12 protein-coding genes and 1 other annotated feature are annotated in these 16,209 nt (G+C 40.0%); of the genes, 6 read left to right on the top strand and 6 right to left on the bottom strand.

Going from position 1 to position 16,209, the window contains the following annotated elements:
• Positions 1 to 50: 50 nt before the first annotated feature.
• Positions 51 to 1,259 (bottom strand): 4-hydroxy-3-methylbut-2-enyl diphosphate reductase, encoded by a 1,209-nt coding sequence (locus tag H6G86_RS15755; RefSeq protein WP_190935109.1) that lies wholly within the window; start codon positions 1,257 to 1,259, stop codon positions 51 to 53.
• Positions 1,260 to 1,390: 131 nt separating this feature from the next.
• On the bottom strand, positions 1,391 to 2,257 hold the full coding sequence (locus H6G86_RS15750; protein ID WP_190935108.1) for an SGNH/GDSL hydrolase family protein: 867 nt from the start codon (positions 2,255 to 2,257) through the stop codon (positions 1,391 to 1,393).
• Between H6G86_RS15750 and H6G86_RS15745 the strand changes: the two genes are divergently transcribed.
• Entirely contained in the window at positions 2,178 to 2,396 is a 219-nt protein-coding gene (locus H6G86_RS15745) for a hypothetical protein (protein WP_190935156.1), read from the top strand. The genes H6G86_RS15750 and H6G86_RS15745 overlap by 80 nt on opposite strands.
• 71 nt (positions 2,397 to 2,467) lie before the next feature.
• On the opposite strand, the gene H6G86_RS15740 is transcribed toward H6G86_RS15745, so the two are convergent.
• Positions 2,468 to 3,895, bottom strand: coding sequence for an ammonium transporter (locus tag H6G86_RS15740; protein ID WP_199338295.1), 1,428 nt, complete (start codon positions 3,893 to 3,895; stop codon positions 2,468 to 2,470).
• A gap of 584 nt (positions 3,896 to 4,479) precedes the next feature.
• Entirely contained in the window at positions 4,480 to 4,803 is a 324-nt protein-coding gene (locus H6G86_RS15735; RefSeq protein ID WP_190935106.1) for a YnfA family protein, read from the bottom strand.
• Between the two features lie 211 nt (positions 4,804 to 5,014).
• On the opposite strand from H6G86_RS15735, the gene H6G86_RS15730 reads away from it, so the two are divergent.
• From H6G86_RS15730 to H6G86_RS15715, 4 genes are all read left to right on the top strand, one after another.
• On the top strand, positions 5,015 to 9,745 hold the full coding sequence (locus H6G86_RS15730) for a GAF domain-containing protein (RefSeq protein ID WP_190935105.1): 4,731 nt from the start codon (positions 5,015 to 5,017) through the stop codon (positions 9,743 to 9,745).
• A gap of 313 nt (positions 9,746 to 10,058) precedes the next feature.
• A complete protein-coding gene (locus tag H6G86_RS15725) occupies positions 10,059 to 10,484 on the top strand; it encodes a DUF4363 domain-containing protein (RefSeq protein WP_190935104.1) in 426 nt (141 codons plus the stop codon).
• 136 nt (positions 10,485 to 10,620) lie between these two features.
• Complete coding sequence (locus H6G86_RS15720) at positions 10,621 to 10,896, top strand: peptidase (protein ID WP_190935103.1); 276 nt, start codon at positions 10,621 to 10,623, stop codon at positions 10,894 to 10,896.
• 449 nt (positions 10,897 to 11,345) lie between these two features.
• Positions 11,346 to 12,344, top strand: coding sequence for an RNA polymerase sigma factor, RpoD/SigA family (locus H6G86_RS15715; RefSeq protein WP_190935102.1), 999 nt, complete (start codon positions 11,346 to 11,348; stop codon positions 12,342 to 12,344).
• Positions 12,345 to 12,539: 195 nt separating this feature from the next.
• Here H6G86_RS15715 and H6G86_RS15710 read toward each other — a convergent pair whose 3' ends face one another.
• Together H6G86_RS15710 and H6G86_RS15705 are read right to left on the bottom strand one after the other, a co-directional pair.
• Complete coding sequence (locus H6G86_RS15710; RefSeq protein ID WP_190935101.1) at positions 12,540 to 13,178, bottom strand: HesA/MoeB/ThiF family protein; 639 nt, start codon at positions 13,176 to 13,178, stop codon at positions 12,540 to 12,542.
• Positions 13,179 to 13,232: 54 nt separating this feature from the next.
• Entirely contained in the window at positions 13,233 to 14,066 is an 834-nt protein-coding gene (locus H6G86_RS15705) for a hypothetical protein (RefSeq protein ID WP_190935100.1), read from the bottom strand.
• Between the two features lie 144 nt (positions 14,067 to 14,210).
• Positions 14,211 to 14,266: a sequence feature (23S ribosomal RNA rRNA prediction is too short), on the bottom strand.
• A 328-nt stretch (positions 14,267 to 14,594) separates the two neighbouring features.
• Here H6G86_RS15705 and H6G86_RS15700 point away from each other — a divergent pair.
• On the top strand, positions 14,595 to 16,148 hold the full coding sequence (locus tag H6G86_RS15700; RefSeq protein ID WP_190935099.1) for a hypothetical protein: 1,554 nt from the start codon (positions 14,595 to 14,597) through the stop codon (positions 16,146 to 16,148).
• The last annotated feature ends 61 nt before the right edge of the window (positions 16,149 to 16,209 follow it).

Below are 16,209 nucleotides of genomic sequence, written 5' to 3'. Positions count from 1 at the left end.
ATTTTTTCAGCACTCAATTCCTTACTAATAACTTGCTTACTTGATCACTGTTAAACCAGAGCTGCTGTTGCTTTCACAGCAAAAATCTTCTCAATCACATCTTCTACAACCTTATCTGGCGTGGAAGCACCAGAAGTGATTCCCACGACAATTTCACCATCTGGCAACCAGTTTTTTGTAGTTATTAACTGCCCATTTAATTGCCGATGTTCTATAGAATCTCCTGATTGAATCCGCTCAACAGTATCAATGTGATAAGAAGGTATTCCTCGCTCAAAAGCAATTTGTTGCAATTGAGTAGTATTCGATGAATTAAACCCACCAATTACTACCATTAAATCCAAGTTATGTTCCACCAATTCCAACATTGCATCTTGCCGTTCTTGGGTGGCATCACAAATAGTATTGAAGCTTTGAAAATGCTGATTTAACTCGATAGGGCCATACTTTTGCAACATAGTCCGCTCAAAAAGCTTCCCGATTTGCTCAGTTTCGTCTTTAAGCATTGTAGTTTGGTTAGCAATGCCAACTCTTGTTAAATCTTGATCGGGGTCAAATCCTGCTGAACAAGCTTTAGCAAATTTTGTCAGAAATTCTTCACGGTTGCCACCATTGATAATATAGTCAGCAACATATTGTGCTTCTTGCAAATTCAACACAATTAAATACTTGCCAGCAAAAGAACTAGTTGCAACTGTTTCTTCGTGCTTATATTTACCGTGAATTATTGATGTATAATCTATTTTTTTGTGCTTTTCTACTGTATTCCAAACTTTAGATACCCAAGGACAAGTTGTATCAACAATTTTGCAGCCTTTTTCGTGAAGGATCTGCATTTCTTGAACGCTAGCTCCAAAAGCGGGTAATATCACTACATCACCAGTGCCAACAACAGAAAAGTCTTTATTCTTTCCTTCAATGGGGATGAATTCTACTTCCATCTCCTGCATTCGCTGATTTACAGAAGGGTTATGGATAATCTCGTTAGTAATCCAGATGTGTTCTGTGGGGAAGTGCTGACGGGTTTCGTAGGCCATGGCCACAGCCCGTTCTACACCCCAGCAAAAACCAAAGGCTTGTGCTAGTCTGATCGTCACATCACCCCGTTGCAGGATGTAATTGCGATCGCGAATTTCTTGAATCAAGTTACTCTGATATTCAGATTGCAACTGGGTAGCAACTTCTGCTTGATGACCAAAGCCCTTGCGATTGTAATTTTCTGAATGTTGCAGGCTGCGCTTAAAAGCTTTTGTATCCATTAGATTTGTCTACTTCAACCACTATTTTTTATTTTCTCGCGCCCAGACGAGATTTATACACAGTTGTATTCAAAAATATTATCAGAGAGGGGGAAAGGGAAAAGGATAAGAGGTAAAAGGATTTCATGCCTTTACCCTTTACCCTTTAACCTTTTCCCCTCTTCTTCTTGCTGGGATTTTAATTCGATTTCGCCATAAATCTGCAATGCAGAACGCCAAACTATATACCCTTCGGGACTTAAATGTAAGCCATCAGTAGTAAATTCGCGGCGGAGATTTCCTTGCTTGTTAGTAAACAGGGGATATAAATCAAGATATTTGACACCTTTTTTGGTAGAAATACTTTGCAGTTGCTGATTCAACCCTTGAATGCGAACATTGGCAACAGCTAGAAGTTTATCTCGTCCTTTCCAGGTTGCTTCCTCTGCCCCATGTGGCAAAATCGATTGCACAACAATTTGCGCTGCGGGATGCCTCTTTCGGAGGTAATTGATAATTTGTCGCTGATTATCTAAAATTTCCTCGTTGCTCACCCCCCGAATTAGGTCATTAATGCCAATCATCACAAAAATGACCTCTGGTTTGCTGCGGTCAAATATTTTCAACCTGTTTAAGAGTCCATTACTGGTTTCGCCAGAAATCCCTTGATTGAGCCAAGTTTTACCTTCGGGTAATAACTCAGGGGGAAACCATAAACTCAGAGAATCTCCCGCCAGGATAGTTAAATGCGGAGGACGTTGGTCAGCAGCGACCTTGGCTTCTTGCTTGAGAATTTCTACCCACTCTTGGTAAGTGAGTTGATGACGGCGACCCAAATCAGGTGTAGCAATTTGGGTTGAGTTGTTCAGGTTAATTTGTTCTGGGGATGTAACTATCCCAAAAAAAGCGGCCAATTTCTGCTGTTGCCAAATTAGCAGAATGACCGCCAACATTAGGATGCCGTTGGTTAACAGCGAGAAAAATGCCCAGATAGGAAAGGTTTTTGCAGAAGTAGACACGACTAGCGAAATTTACCAATTATTTGAATCAAATTTTAACGCTAGCGATCGCAAATTACACAATCTTAAATTCGGGAGTGGGGAATGGGGGGCAGGGGAGCAGCGAGCAGCGAGCAGGGGACAAGAGGTGAGAATTTGAAACAAGTCTTTCCCCTTGTCCCCAATTCTCCTTGTCCCCTAGTCCTCTTCCCAATTCCCACTTCCTACTAACTAAGTCGGACGATCGCCAAACTCGGAATTGTAACCTTCTTCGCCGTGTTCGTTGATATCCAAACCTTGCAATTCTGCTTCTTCTTTAACACGCAGTCCAACTGTAGCATCGATAACCTTGAGAATAATCCACGTACCAACACCTGCGATCGCGTAAGCAATGGCAATTGCTGCTAGTTCAATTCCCAATTCACCAAAATTACCACGCAGCACTCCGTCTTTACCTGCGGCGTTGACTTGAGTTGTGGCAAAGATGGCTGTTAAAATTGCCCCCACTGTACCACCAACGCCATGCACCGGATAGGTATCTAAAGCATCGTCAATTTGCAGCTTGTGCTTGAAACTTACAGCATAGAAGCAAACAAAGGCGGTGATGAAACCAATTAAAATCGCTGATAGCGGTGTCACAAATCCGGCGGCGGGAGTGATACCTACTAAACCAGCAACGGCTCCTGTCGCTGCTCCTACGGCTGTTGGTTTACCCCGTAAAACTGCTTCCAAAATTAACCACATTAAAGCTGCTGCCGCCGCCGCCGTATTGGTGGCAACAAAGGCTGTTGTTGCTAAATTTGTTGTGAAGTTACCAGAAGTTCCACTAGCAACAGATAGGGCACTCCCAGCGTTGAAACCAAACCAACCAAACCAGAGCAAGCCAGCACCCAGCAAGATGAAAGGAACATTGTGCGGCGGGCTAAGGCGATCGGGATGGGTTTTCCGAGGGCCAAGGACGATCGCTGCTACCAGAGCAGAAATACCAGAACTAATATGAACCACTGTGCCACCTGCAAAGTCGAGGGCACCCAATCCACCATATAAACCCAAGAATCCACCTTTCGCCCATACCATGTGGGCTAGAGGGGCGTAAACAAAGGTTGACCACAGCAGTACAAACAGCGAATAGGCGCGGAAACTCATCCGCTCAACGAGCGCCCCAGAAATTAAAGCTGGGGTGATAATGGCAAACATGGCTTGATAAATCGTGAATGCCTGGTGGGGAATCGTTCCGGCATAAGAGACTACATCAGCATATTTAGGGTCTGCTGCTTTGAGTGCATCTTCATAAGGCAGGTGCGGCAAGTAGCCTTGAGTCTCTAAACCGACACCGTTCAACCCAAACCATTGCAACCCACCGATGAAAGGCAACCCTGGTGCGAAAGAAAGACTATAACCCCAGAGAATCCAGGTAACTCCCACGATCGCCATCAAGACAAAGCTCATCATCAATGTGTTTAGGATATTGCGCGATCGCACAAATCCACCATAGAAGAATGCCAATCCTGGTGTCATTAACAGCACGAGTGCTGCTGAAATCAGCATAAATGCCGTATCTCCAGTATCAGCAGCAGGTGGAGCAGCGGCTGGTGTTTGGGCAAAAGCATTGCCCATCACAGGTACTCCCAAAAACAGTAGGGTGATAGCCCCAATCATCACAACTTTCTTCAACACTTCTTTTTCTTCCTAAGCACCAACGATTTGTATCCTTAACTACATTTGATTACTTTTTGCTACATATTTTTGTCTTAAAAGTTACTTAACTTTAATTTTCTGGAAATGTTAACAAAAATATAATCCTAATTGTAGTTGCCAAAATCGAACCAAGGGTGTACAGATGCAGTGATTGCATCTTTTTGTGCAGGATAGCATTTTATGCAAGCGCTACAAAACTCCAAATTTTAGTTACTTACTGTTACAAATCAAGATACTTGTAAAAATTGATAATAATTATCAATTTTCAGAAAATTTGTACAAATTTATCATGAATTCTCTTTATATCTACGCATTTATGCGGGAGATATACAGATGGTTGCTTATCTTCGGCTGGTTATTAAAAAAAACCTTGGTGATTTTTGGTCAGGTAATTATGTGTTCAGGGAATTCTAGCAAAAAAACATCCCATCTCCAGATAGCACAGATATGGCATCCAACAAATATACAAATCATTTGGGATAATTTATTTTTTGTTAGTCTCTAAAAAGCGAGTATTACAAAATTGATTAATCTAGAAGTTTTACTCAAAGTCTGGGTGCAAACATGATAATTAGAACACTCATTAAAGCTAAACATGCTCCGATGAGATCGTAGCGGTCTGGAGTTACACCGTCTACCTTCCAACCCCAAAACATTGCTATTGCGATAAACACACCACCGTAAGCAGCATACACTCTGCCAAAATTTGCCGATTGAAGAGTTGCAATAATCCCATAGAAAGCTAAAGCAATTCCCCCCAATATGCCCCACCAGAACGGCTTACCTTCTCGCAACCACAACCAGATTAGATAGCCTCCTCCAATTTCAAATAAACCAGCCCACAAAAAATATAGTAGAGACTTAATCATTTGACAAATTTATGCATCAGCTAGAACTCAGTGAAATTACGCTAACGCTTTTAACTAAACTATTGTCATTAATTGAAGTAAGTTTATTGACCTGGGCATTGGCATTGGATATTAGGTATTAGGCATGGTGGGCAATCTCCTTGTCTCCCCTTTAATCTCCCTCATTTCCCTGCTTCTTCCCCAGCCCCCAAAATGTAGATAAGGCTTAAGGATGAAAGCACCATTACCTAATAACGAAATACAGAGAATCGAGACACTTTTGGAGTATAAAATTCTCGACACACCATCTGAAGCTGCCTTTGATGACCTCACCCGTTTAGCCTCGTATATTTGTCAGACTCCTATTGCCTTAATTAGCTTAATTGATACAAATCGCCAGTGGTTCAAGTCAAAAGTCGGTTTAGATCCCCTAGAAACACATCGAGATTTCGCATTCTGTAGCCATGCTATTTTACAGCCTGACGTTTTTGTTGTGCCTGATGCAAGAGATGACGAAAGGTTTGCTACCAACCCACTGGTTACATCTGACCCAAATATTAGATTTTATGCTGGTGTACCTCTGACTAACCCTGAAGGATATGCTCTAGGAACTCTGTGTGTGATTGATTACGTACCACGAGAACTTACTCCAGATCAGATAGAGGCATTACGAGCATTAGGTCGTCAAGTCATCAAGCAACTGGAATTGCGCCGAAATTTAGCAAGTTTGGTACTTGTTACCAAGAAAAACAAACAGACGCAGAAGGTAAGCAAACAATTTTTTAAAAAGATTGCAGCAGGTTTTGGTGTCGCGTCGGTAATTTTAGTTTTGATTGGTGTAGTTTCCTATCAAAATACAACAGTATCTATCAACGATCACACTATATTAAAAAATACTTCTCAAAAAATCAACAGTTTAGAAGAACTACTGTCTCAAATAAAGAATGCAGAGACTAGGCAACGTAGTTACATTATTACTGGAAAACAAACTTATCTAAAATCCTATCAAGCATCACTTGCCAACGTCGAGCAAGAAATTGCCAAACTAAAAAATTTAAGCACAGATCAACCAAACCAACAAAAGCAGATTGCAACGCTTGAATTCCTGATCGCAGCTAAACTTATTGAACTAAACCAGACTATCGACTTACGCCAGAACAAGGGATTAGAGGCGGCGTTGCAGGTAATACTGACAAACAAAAGTCAAAATCTCATGGATGATATCCGCAAGGCGATCGATGAGATAGAGAATGAAGAAAGGGGTCAACGTCAGCAACTTTCACAAACAGCACAAGCTTGGACTCGCAAAACAACAGTGACAATTGCGATCGCTATTTGCCTAAGTTTTATCGTTCTTGCTGTAGTCTACTACTTCATATATCGTGAGGTAACAGAGCGCAAAAGGGCAGAAGAAACCTTAAATCAAGAACGCAATTTTATCTCAGCAGTTCTTGATACAGCCAGTGCGTTAGTAATAGTTCTCGATTCTCAAGGGCAAATCGTTCGTTTCAATCAAGCTTGTGAGCAAATAACAGGTTACTCCTTCGATGAGGTGAGGGGTAGGTATTTCTGGAACTTATTCCTACTTCCTGAAGAAGTAGAGTCAGTCAAAGCAGTTTTTGAGCAATTGCTAACTGGTAGAGGCTTTTTGGAGCATGAGAACCATTGGGTAATTAAGGATGGTAGTCACCGACTGATTGCCTGGTCGAATACCTTCTTAAAAGACTATGAAGGATCGGTGGAATACATTGTTGGCACTGGCACTGACATCACTGATCGCAAACGAGTACAACAGCATTTAACTGCACAATATGCTGCAACCCGCGTTTTGGCAGAGTCTACCACAATCAACGAGGCTAACCCCCGAATCCTGCAAGGAATCTGCGAGAGTTTAGGATGGGATTTAGGTGAAATTTGGATGGTCGATCAGCAAACAAATGTGCTGCGTTTTATTTCCATCTGGCATAAAGCATCCCTGGAAGTGCAAGAATTTGAAGCACTGAATCGGCAAACCACATTTATAGAAGGAATTGGACTACCTGGGCGTGTTTGGGCTAGTTCTGAAGCTGTTTGGCTTACTGATATCGTCACGGATCTTAATTTTCCTTATTTTAAAATCGCGGCTCAAGTAGGGCTACATGCAGCTTTCGGTTTTCCAATTCGGACTGGTAACAAAATTTTGGGCGTGATTACCTGCTTCAATCGTGAAATCAAACCTCATGACCAAGATTTAGTCAACACGATGAATTCTATTGGTGAGCAAGTGGGCCAATTTATTCAGCGTAAGCGGGCTGAAGAGGAATTACAACGCCAAAACTTGCGATCGCAACTTTTTACCGAAATCACCCTCAAAATTCGCCAGTCTTTGCAAATCGAAGAAATTCTCGAAATCACTGTCAAGGAAGTGCAAAAGATTCTCCAAACTGACCGAGTTTTAATCTATCAGCTTTTACCAGATGAGTCTGCAACCTCCGTTGTTGAAGCAGTAATTTCTGGCTTACCAGAAATCAAAGAGCAAAATATCACCGCCCCTTACTTACGAGCAGAATATCTGCAACAGTACTATCTACAAAAGTACCGTCAAGGAGAGATTTTAGGACTGGCTGAGTTAGATTTACTCGAAGTCCAACAAAGTGACCTGAAATTAATCCAACAGTTTGGGGTCAAAGTCAACTTTGTTGTACCTATTTTAGTCAAAGAAGAACTTCGCGGTTTGCTCATAGTCCATCAGTGTGATGATTCTCACCAATGGTCTAGTTTTGAAACTCATCTCTTGCGGCAAATAGCTGACCAAGTAGGCATTGCTTTAACCCAAGCTCAACTTTTAAAAGCAGAAACTCGTCAGCGAGAAGAACTTGAAATTGCTCGTCACCAAGCGGAATTAGCTTCTCAGACTAAAAGTGCTTTTTTGGCAAATATGAGTCATGAAATTCGCACTCCCATGAATGCTGTCTTGGGGATGACCAGTTTGGTTTTAGATACTCCCTTAAATCCAGAACAACGAGATTTTATTGAAACAATTCGGATTAGTGGAGATGCCCTTTTAAGTTTAATCAATGAGATTTTGGATCTTTCCAAACTTGAGGCTGGAGAAATGGCTCTCGAAACTCTAGATTTTAACCTATCCACTTGTGTTGAAGAAGTGGTAGGGTTATTGGCTCCATCAGCCCATAGTAAGGGGTTAGAAATTTCTGCACTACTTTATAGCAACGTCCCTATTTACCTCAAAGGTGATGCTAGTAGGTTACGGCAAATTCTGATGAACCTAATTAGCAACGCTATCAAGTTCACTAACTTTGGTGAAGTCGTAGTGCAAGTAGAATTGCGATCGCCTTTGGCAAAGCCATCCCTTTCCTCCACAACAGCCACCATCTATTTTGCCATTACAGATACAGGTCTTGGCATTAGCCCTGAAGACCAACACAAAATCTTTACGCCATTTACCCAAGTGGATGCTTCTACCACTCGCAAGTATGGTGGTACCGGTTTAGGATTAGCCATTTGCAAACAACTGGTGACTTTGATGGGAGGAGTCATTGGCGTGGAAAGTCAGAGGGGGAAAGGATCTAAGTTTTGGTTTGAGGTGCCTTTTGTCAAACAACTTGAACCTGTTTTGCCAAACTCCGATAGCTTCTTGCCTGCGACACGTTACACGAAGGTCAAGAGCGAAGGCAGATTTTTGAACAATCGCCGCTTGTTAGTGGTAGATAGTAATGCTACTAATTGCAAAATTATCTATCATCAAGCTACCGGTTGGGGAATGCAGGTAGATCAAGCTGACAGTATTGCTGCTGCCCTCGAAGCTATTCAGGAAGCTTGTGAGCGTGGTAATTCTTATGATGTCGTCTTGCTTGATATGCAAATGGCTCAAACTTCTAGCATAACTTTAGAAGAACAAATTAAGGCTAATTCTGCAATTGCTAAGATACCTTTGATTATACTCACCTCTATTAATCAACGCACTCAATTGCAACGAGCGCTCAAAATAGGATTTGCTGCTTATTTAGTCAAACCCGTTAAGCCGTCTCGACTCCTTGATACCATTATGACTATTCTAAAAACTCAGCCTCAACCAGAAGAAGGGGCTAAAGGAAGAAGGCTAGAGGCTACCACAAAAATCTCAAGTACAGAAACTTCCAGCATTCTTACTTCCTCTGCCCATAACCCCTCTACTCAATTCCAGTTAAGAATTCTCTTAGCTGAAGATAATTTGGTGAATCAAAAAGTCGCCCTGAAGCAACTTCAGAGTTTAGGCTACAAAGCCGATGTTGCTGCCAATGGAGAGGAAGTTTTGCAGCTATTAGAAAAAATTCCTTATGATTTGATTCTAATGGATTGCCAAATGCCAATTCTTGACGGTTTAGAAACCACAAAAGAAATTCATCGTTGGCAAGAAGACGCTTTTGCTCTGCGTCGTCGTCCTGTGGTGATTGCGATGACGGCCAATGCGATGAAAGAAGACAAACAAATGTGTCTCAATGCAGGAATGGATGACTATCTGAGTAAGCCAGTGTTTAAAGAAAAATTGGCTGCCACTCTAGAGCATTGGACAGGCGTTATCCTCTCAAAGCAAGAGCCAGTTGTTGAAGAACAGACAGTTTCCACCACAAACAACGACACAATTAACCTAGCAATTGATTGGGAACACTTGCATCGGATATCGGAAAATGATGGAGAATTTGAATTAAATTTATTGCAAATATACCTTAAAGATGTTGAACCCCGTTTAGAGACCATCATTGCAGCGATCGCATCTGATGACTTTGGGCAGATTGCGCGAGAAGCTCATCACCTTAAAGGTGCTAGTGCCAATGTTGGAGCCACAGCTATGTATCTAGCAGCTGACAAACTAGAAAAGTTAGCTTACGAGCAAGAGCTTAGAGATGCTACTAACTTAGTTTTAGAGTTAAAAGAATTTGTCAACTCTATGCAAGACTTTTTAACAAGAAAGAGTTCAGTCTGAATTCTGTATGAGTAGTCGATAAATATGTGAGTTTAAAGTCCCACACTAATTAATTTTGAATTCTACATTCTTTTTAATTATAAATAAAGTAACAAATAACACCTAAGCTACTTATCAAAAATAATGAGGTATTAATTCCAAATTAATATAGAAAAACAGCCTTGATACAATCGTACCAATAAAAAATTGTATAAAAAACTTTAGCATTTACAGAAAGAAAGCTAGCATAGAATCTTCCTACACCTCCAGCAACTTTAGCTGATATAGTAGCTGATACCGTCATTACTTGGCGACTTATCATTCAAGAGGTCTTATGAAACGCTTAATCTACATCATCCCTGTTACTGCAATTAGCTTACTGACATTGGTAGGATGCAACAGCGATCAAAAATCCACCACCCAAACTCCTACTACCACTGAAACCACTAAGACAACAACGGCATCAAAAAATCCTAGTGCTACGCAGGGAGGTTTTGATACTTTGATCGGTGTCGTTACAAATACAAAAACTGCGGTGCAAGCCGGAAACTTTGAGAAAGCTCAACAGGAATTTAATAAGTTTGAAAATTCTTGGTCTAAAGTTGAGGATGGTGTCAAAACTAAATCTTCAAAAATCTATAATGTAATCGAAGATGCTGCGACCCAGGTGAAGGGTTCGCTAAAAGCAAAAGATAAAGCGAAATCTCTTCAAGGGTTACAAACACTTGAGACAAACATCGCCACTGCTTCCAAAAAGTAAGATCAAACTAACATAGAGCAGGAGTTAAAAGACAAGATACATCAGGAAAAAAGTCTTTATATCTAGTTTTGAGACAAATAATTCTGTAGTTTATCAAGTTGCAAACTGCTATAGTTTCCACTGGAGATTTTGGATAATGCGTTCATTTCGCAAATATCACCGGACTCTGGCAATTATTTTGGCTTTACCGCTTGCTGTAACATTGTTAACCGGTATTGCAGCTACCCTGGTAGGTGAGTGGTCAGCTAATATTGGAGTTCCACGTAGTCTACTACTTTCGATTCATCGTGGTGAAATCTTGGGTTTACAGGGAATTTACCCGATTTTGAACGGACTAGGGCTATTAGGGTTGTTGGTTACTGGATTAAGTATGACTAGTTTGTTTGGTAGAAAAAGGTCAAAATCTGAGTAAGGATTAATCAAAAGCGATCGCAGTCTTTTAAGATATCAAGTCAGTTCCCCTGCGATCGCAAAAGTGAAATCAAACCATAATCCATTGTCTCCAGTGTTGCAAAAGTCATTGTAGAAGAAGTTCTTAGAGGTATTGCTCTGCTTTAGAATGGACTAGAATTTGGACAGACATAACTTTTTCAATTCTTTGACAAGCTCCTGTAACATCAAGCTATTAACTTAAAAAATATTGCTTTTAACAAAATAACGACCCGTAGCAACAACTAAAAAATATTTCAAATTTCTGGACTTTTAAGTTACTCAGTACTGAGTGCTGAGTAAAAAGTAAAATTAGGACAAAAACGAAGCAAGTAGCCTGGATTTAAGGGAATACAAAATGTTTTGCTACTGCCAAGAGGATTTTTAAACCATCCTCTAAACCAACAAATATTTTTGAAGGTTCAAATAACTATGAATAATCTATCTTACAAGTATCTAGAAGAAAGTAATAAACAGGAGAAACTTTTATATACTGCTGATACAGTGCGTACTTATCTTCGCGAGATTGGACGGATACCTTTATTAACTCATGAGCAAGAGATTAATTTCGCCAAGCAAGTTCAAAAAATGATGGCTTTACTAGCTACGAAAGAAAAATTAGCTATCCAATTAAAACGTCAACCAACACAAAAAGAGTGGGTTGAAAATATAAATATGGGTGAAAATTCACTGCTACAACAGCTACATCAAGGACAACAAGCCAAGCAGAAAATGATTCAGGCTAACCTGCGACTTGTAGTATCTATTGCTAAGAAGTATCAAAGACATAACCTAGATTTTCTTGATTTAATTCAAGAAGGAAGTTTAGGCTTAGAACGAGGAGTTGAGAAATTTGACCCAACTAAAGGGTACAAGTTTTCAACTTATGGCTATTGGTGGATTCGCCAGGCAATTACACGAGCGATAGCCGAACAAGGACGTACTATCCGCTTGCCTATTCATATTACAGAAAAGCTGAACAAAATCAAGCGGATTCAACGTGAACTAACTCAAAAATTAGGTCGTACTCCTACCGCAATTGATATCGCCGAAGAACTATCTTTAGATCCAAAACAAATTCGAGATTATTTACTTTTAGCACGTCAACCTGTCTCTCTAGAATTACGAGTTGGCTCAGACAAAGATATAGAATTACAAGATATGTTGGAGGATAATGGACTCTCCCCAGAATTATATGCTGAACAGAAGTTTCTTCAACAGAATATTCAAAATTTATTGTTAAAATTAAATCCCCAGCAACGAGAAATATTAACTTTACGTTTTGGTTTAACAGATGGAAATGAACTTTCTTTAGCAGAGATTGGTCAACGTATGGGTATTAGTCGAGAGCGAGTGCGACAGATAGAGCAACAAGCTTTGGGTAGTCTAAGAAGACATAAGAATAAGATACACAGCTATCTAGCTAGTTAATTCGTAATTCATGATGGGCTACCCTCCGCTAGGCTGACATAATTAAGGAGATTTATACCCTGCTACGAAACTTACTGCGACTTGACTGAGCGATCGCCGAACGTCTTGTTAGTTGGTATGCAACTTAAATCCGCAGAGTTTGGTAAATCGTGATGGGCGATGCCTGTGACAAGGTGCTAAGAGCGTCTAAGCAATCTACAAAAACAGAGATTGAACAGTCAGATCCTTCTGGGTGATGCTGAAGTTATGTTGTTCTGTTGTCGCAATGAATGAAACGATCGCTTCACACGCCACTGCAACGGTTAACATAACCAGGTTTCGCGCCAACGGATAATCACAGACATCATCATTAACCTCAGAAGGAACGCGATAAAGGTCATTCCAAATCACCTCTGCATAATCTGCTGATAGTCCAGCATGAAGGCAGGGTACGCTTAATTTTTCAGCATAATCTTTTACTGCTTGACGTGCCACGCTATTGTCAAACACATCAACAATTAGCTGGCTGTCTTGAAGTAATTGATTTGTATTTGCTGCTGTCAACTCCTTTGTTTTGGCATCAACTTTAGTACCAATTGCTCGATATAAATTGTTCGCCAAAATCTTCGCTTTGAACGCTCCCACATCGGAACGGTAGTAAGGCTGAGTTGAAAGATTGCGCTCCTCAATGCGATCGCGATCAATCACTGTAAGTTTATCAAAACCAGACCGAGCTAAGTTTTCCGCTATGTTAGCTCCTAATGCTCCAGCGCCACAAATAGTTACAGGATAGTTTTTCAACTTTGCCATCACAGCATTGGTGCGGTAAAGCTGTTCGTGAAAAAAGATACTCATAATAATTCGTAATGGGCTACGCCCCGCTTCGCTAACGTAATTCGTAATTCGTAATTAATACTCTTGGTGTTCCATTACACCTACTAAGGATTGCAAGTCAAAATCGCGATCGCGTCCACTTAGGCAAATACCAGAACTGACAACAGTCAAGTCTGTTTTTGCGATCGCACTACCATGGCGAACACCATCAGCAGTTGTCCAATCGACTGTCCAATAATCGCTGCGATCGTGGAATTGATTTAAGGTACCACCGCCCATTTGCAATGCCTTTCTCAATCGCTTTTCATCTTGTTGGGGTTGAGTAAATCCATCAATGCGCCGAGTTGCTAAATCGTACACTGTGCGGATTTCTGGAGTAATACCTTTAAACTGTAATTCTTCAGCAGGAATGAGTTGCTTAATAGCAGATTGCAGAGTTTCAGAAATTGCCGGATCGGTACGGCGATCTACTTCCTCGAACCAGGATGAATGCCCATTCCATCGGGCAATGATTTGTTCAAAGGCGATACCTTCAGTTACTAGATGCACTGCGATCGGCTTAACTACCTTCAACCGTTGACGCATATCTACTTCATTCACAGGGTATGCTAACCAAGTTTGTTTTTGCAGTTGGTGTGCTAATCGCAGCCGTATTTGAGGAAAGTGTTGCAGGTATTCTGCAATTTGGGGTAAGTCTGCTTCTTCTATAACCGTTGCTGTTTTCTCATCCACAGCCTGAAAGATGCCCCAACCTTCAAATTTACTGGGCTTTGGACTGAAGGTGTAGATCATCCCGGCTACCCGTGTGCGAACTCGTCCACCTTTGACACAGGGTGCTAGGAATTGGGTTGTAGACAATTGTGCTTGTGCGATCGCAATTTGGTTGATTAGCTTAAATATGTGAGTCATAACTAATACCAATTTTAAAAAATAAGGCTACCAATGCAACCCTAAAAACCGTGATGAAATCTCACTTTATTAATTACGAATTAATATAATTCTGCGTGCAAGTTGGTGGAGCATTGCGTGTTCTCAGTTATTAAAGGGACTCCGCTGGTGAGTTGTTACACACTCTTTTAAGGATGGCTACTTTTAAGCCTACCTCCCAGGTTCTTCGTACTCCCCGTTCACACACGCCCACTGTATTTGACAGTGTTACTTTTCCTCTCGTACTAGTATGTAGGCTCCAAGAGTTGGGGCACGCAGAATATTAATATAATACAATATACTACACAAAATTGGAAGAGATGAAAAGAGGGATTTTGGAGTAGAGCGATCGCTGCCACTTCATATACACTCTTCATGTCGCTTATCAGGATCACCTCCTTGGTTTGAGAAAGGATTTGTAGCTATAGTGTTAATTTATACCAAGTTTAAATATTTTATGTTACAAATGGTAATTTAGACTTGGGCCTAATAACAAATAGGTGAGCGCTTATGAGTAATTTGTTTAGAGACTTTCCTTGCGACTGCGATTATCACGGTGAAGCTCATTTTTTATTAGATGAGTTAACTTTACTTGTAAACGTTACCTTGCAGTTAAGATTTACAGATGCCACAGAACTAAAGTTAAAAATAATTTTGAAAGATGATAATAAAGATGAAAATGGCTTTTACTCAGGTATAAATATAAAATTACGTCAAGCTAACAAACAGGCTATTCTTATTCAAGAAAAAGTTATTTTAATGGGTATAGCACATATGCCCAATTACAATTCACCACTCATAAACTTCAGATGTTACCAAATGTTTATATACTCCGGCTGGGATTCCAATTTGTCTTTAGAAGAAGATTTTAGTGATTTAGTTCGGTTAAAGGCATATCTCAATGATGATGTCTCTTCATCAGATGAAATTTTCGGAGTTGAGTTTCAAGGCTTACCGAAGAAACGCGATAATAATTTAAATTTAGCAGAAATGCAGTCTTTCAGCCCATACTGCTTTTTAAATAGTCACTATGAACTAAAATGTGGTAAAAGCTATGTAATACACAGTCAAGATTCATTTAGAAAACCGAATATAGAAACATTCTACAGATTTAGCTTCATAGATATATTACGTTCTATTAATCCTCCGACTAATCAAAGTTTATTAATACACAAGATTCAAGAGCTTGAACAAGCAATGTTTGAGTGTTGTGCTTTTTTAAGCATACTTTGTGACTATGAAATTATACCAATTTACTATGAATTTATAATTTATTCAAAATCCCTAGATAAGGAAATTCAAGGAAAATTAGTTCCTATACAGGAAAAAGTAAGGATTTCTAGATTATCAAAGGCATGGCCAACGCACGGTGTTTCTATACATCATAATGCTGAAGCTTTCCTAGAGTGCTGTCCATTGGATAAGCAACTTAGTAATGGTATTCTTCAGCTTAAGACAATAGTTTTGGATGTCACTTCAGAATTAAAATTATATGCATCTTGTTCTGCGATTGAGTACTTCTACTCTTACTGGTTAAAAAAGTTGGGAGGTATTCAAGAACTTGAAAATGCATTGATTCAAAAATCACCTCTTTTGCCTTCAAATAGAAATTTTCAGGACTTATTAAATGAGGCGAAGAATGCAAATGGTAGAACACCACCTCTTTCCTTAACAATTCGATTTTTTCTTGATTCTCTAGGAGTTAGTTGGAATAAATATATCAAGACATCTAAGGGAACACCTGATTTTTTGAATATAAGAAACAATTTGCTGCATGGAAAATATACAGATGCAGAACTTCCAATAATTTATTCTAGTCAAGTTGCAGAGGGTATAGCACTAGAAGCCATGCTTCATATCTTAAAAAAAATATCTAAATCTGATACAGATTTTTACACCGATATTCCTATCGGAGAACCAATAAATAACCATAGAATATTACCTGATGGTTGGCCGGAAGTAGTCCAAGCTTTAGATATGTTTATAAATGGCGATCAGGATGAAGTCTTCTGGTCTTTGGAGACTAGGAAATTATGGCAGGAGTTTCGTAATAATTATAAATAATTTCGCTAATTAAGAACGAACCGAGTTAGGAGTAGCAGGTTATAAGTATAGCATTGCCCAC

The organism is Nostoc sp. FACHB-133, assembly GCF_014698055.1.
Classification (GTDB): domain Bacteria; phylum Cyanobacteriota; class Cyanobacteriia; order Cyanobacteriales; family Nostocaceae; genus Nostoc.
This window is presented reverse-complemented; position numbering and strand designations above follow the sequence as displayed.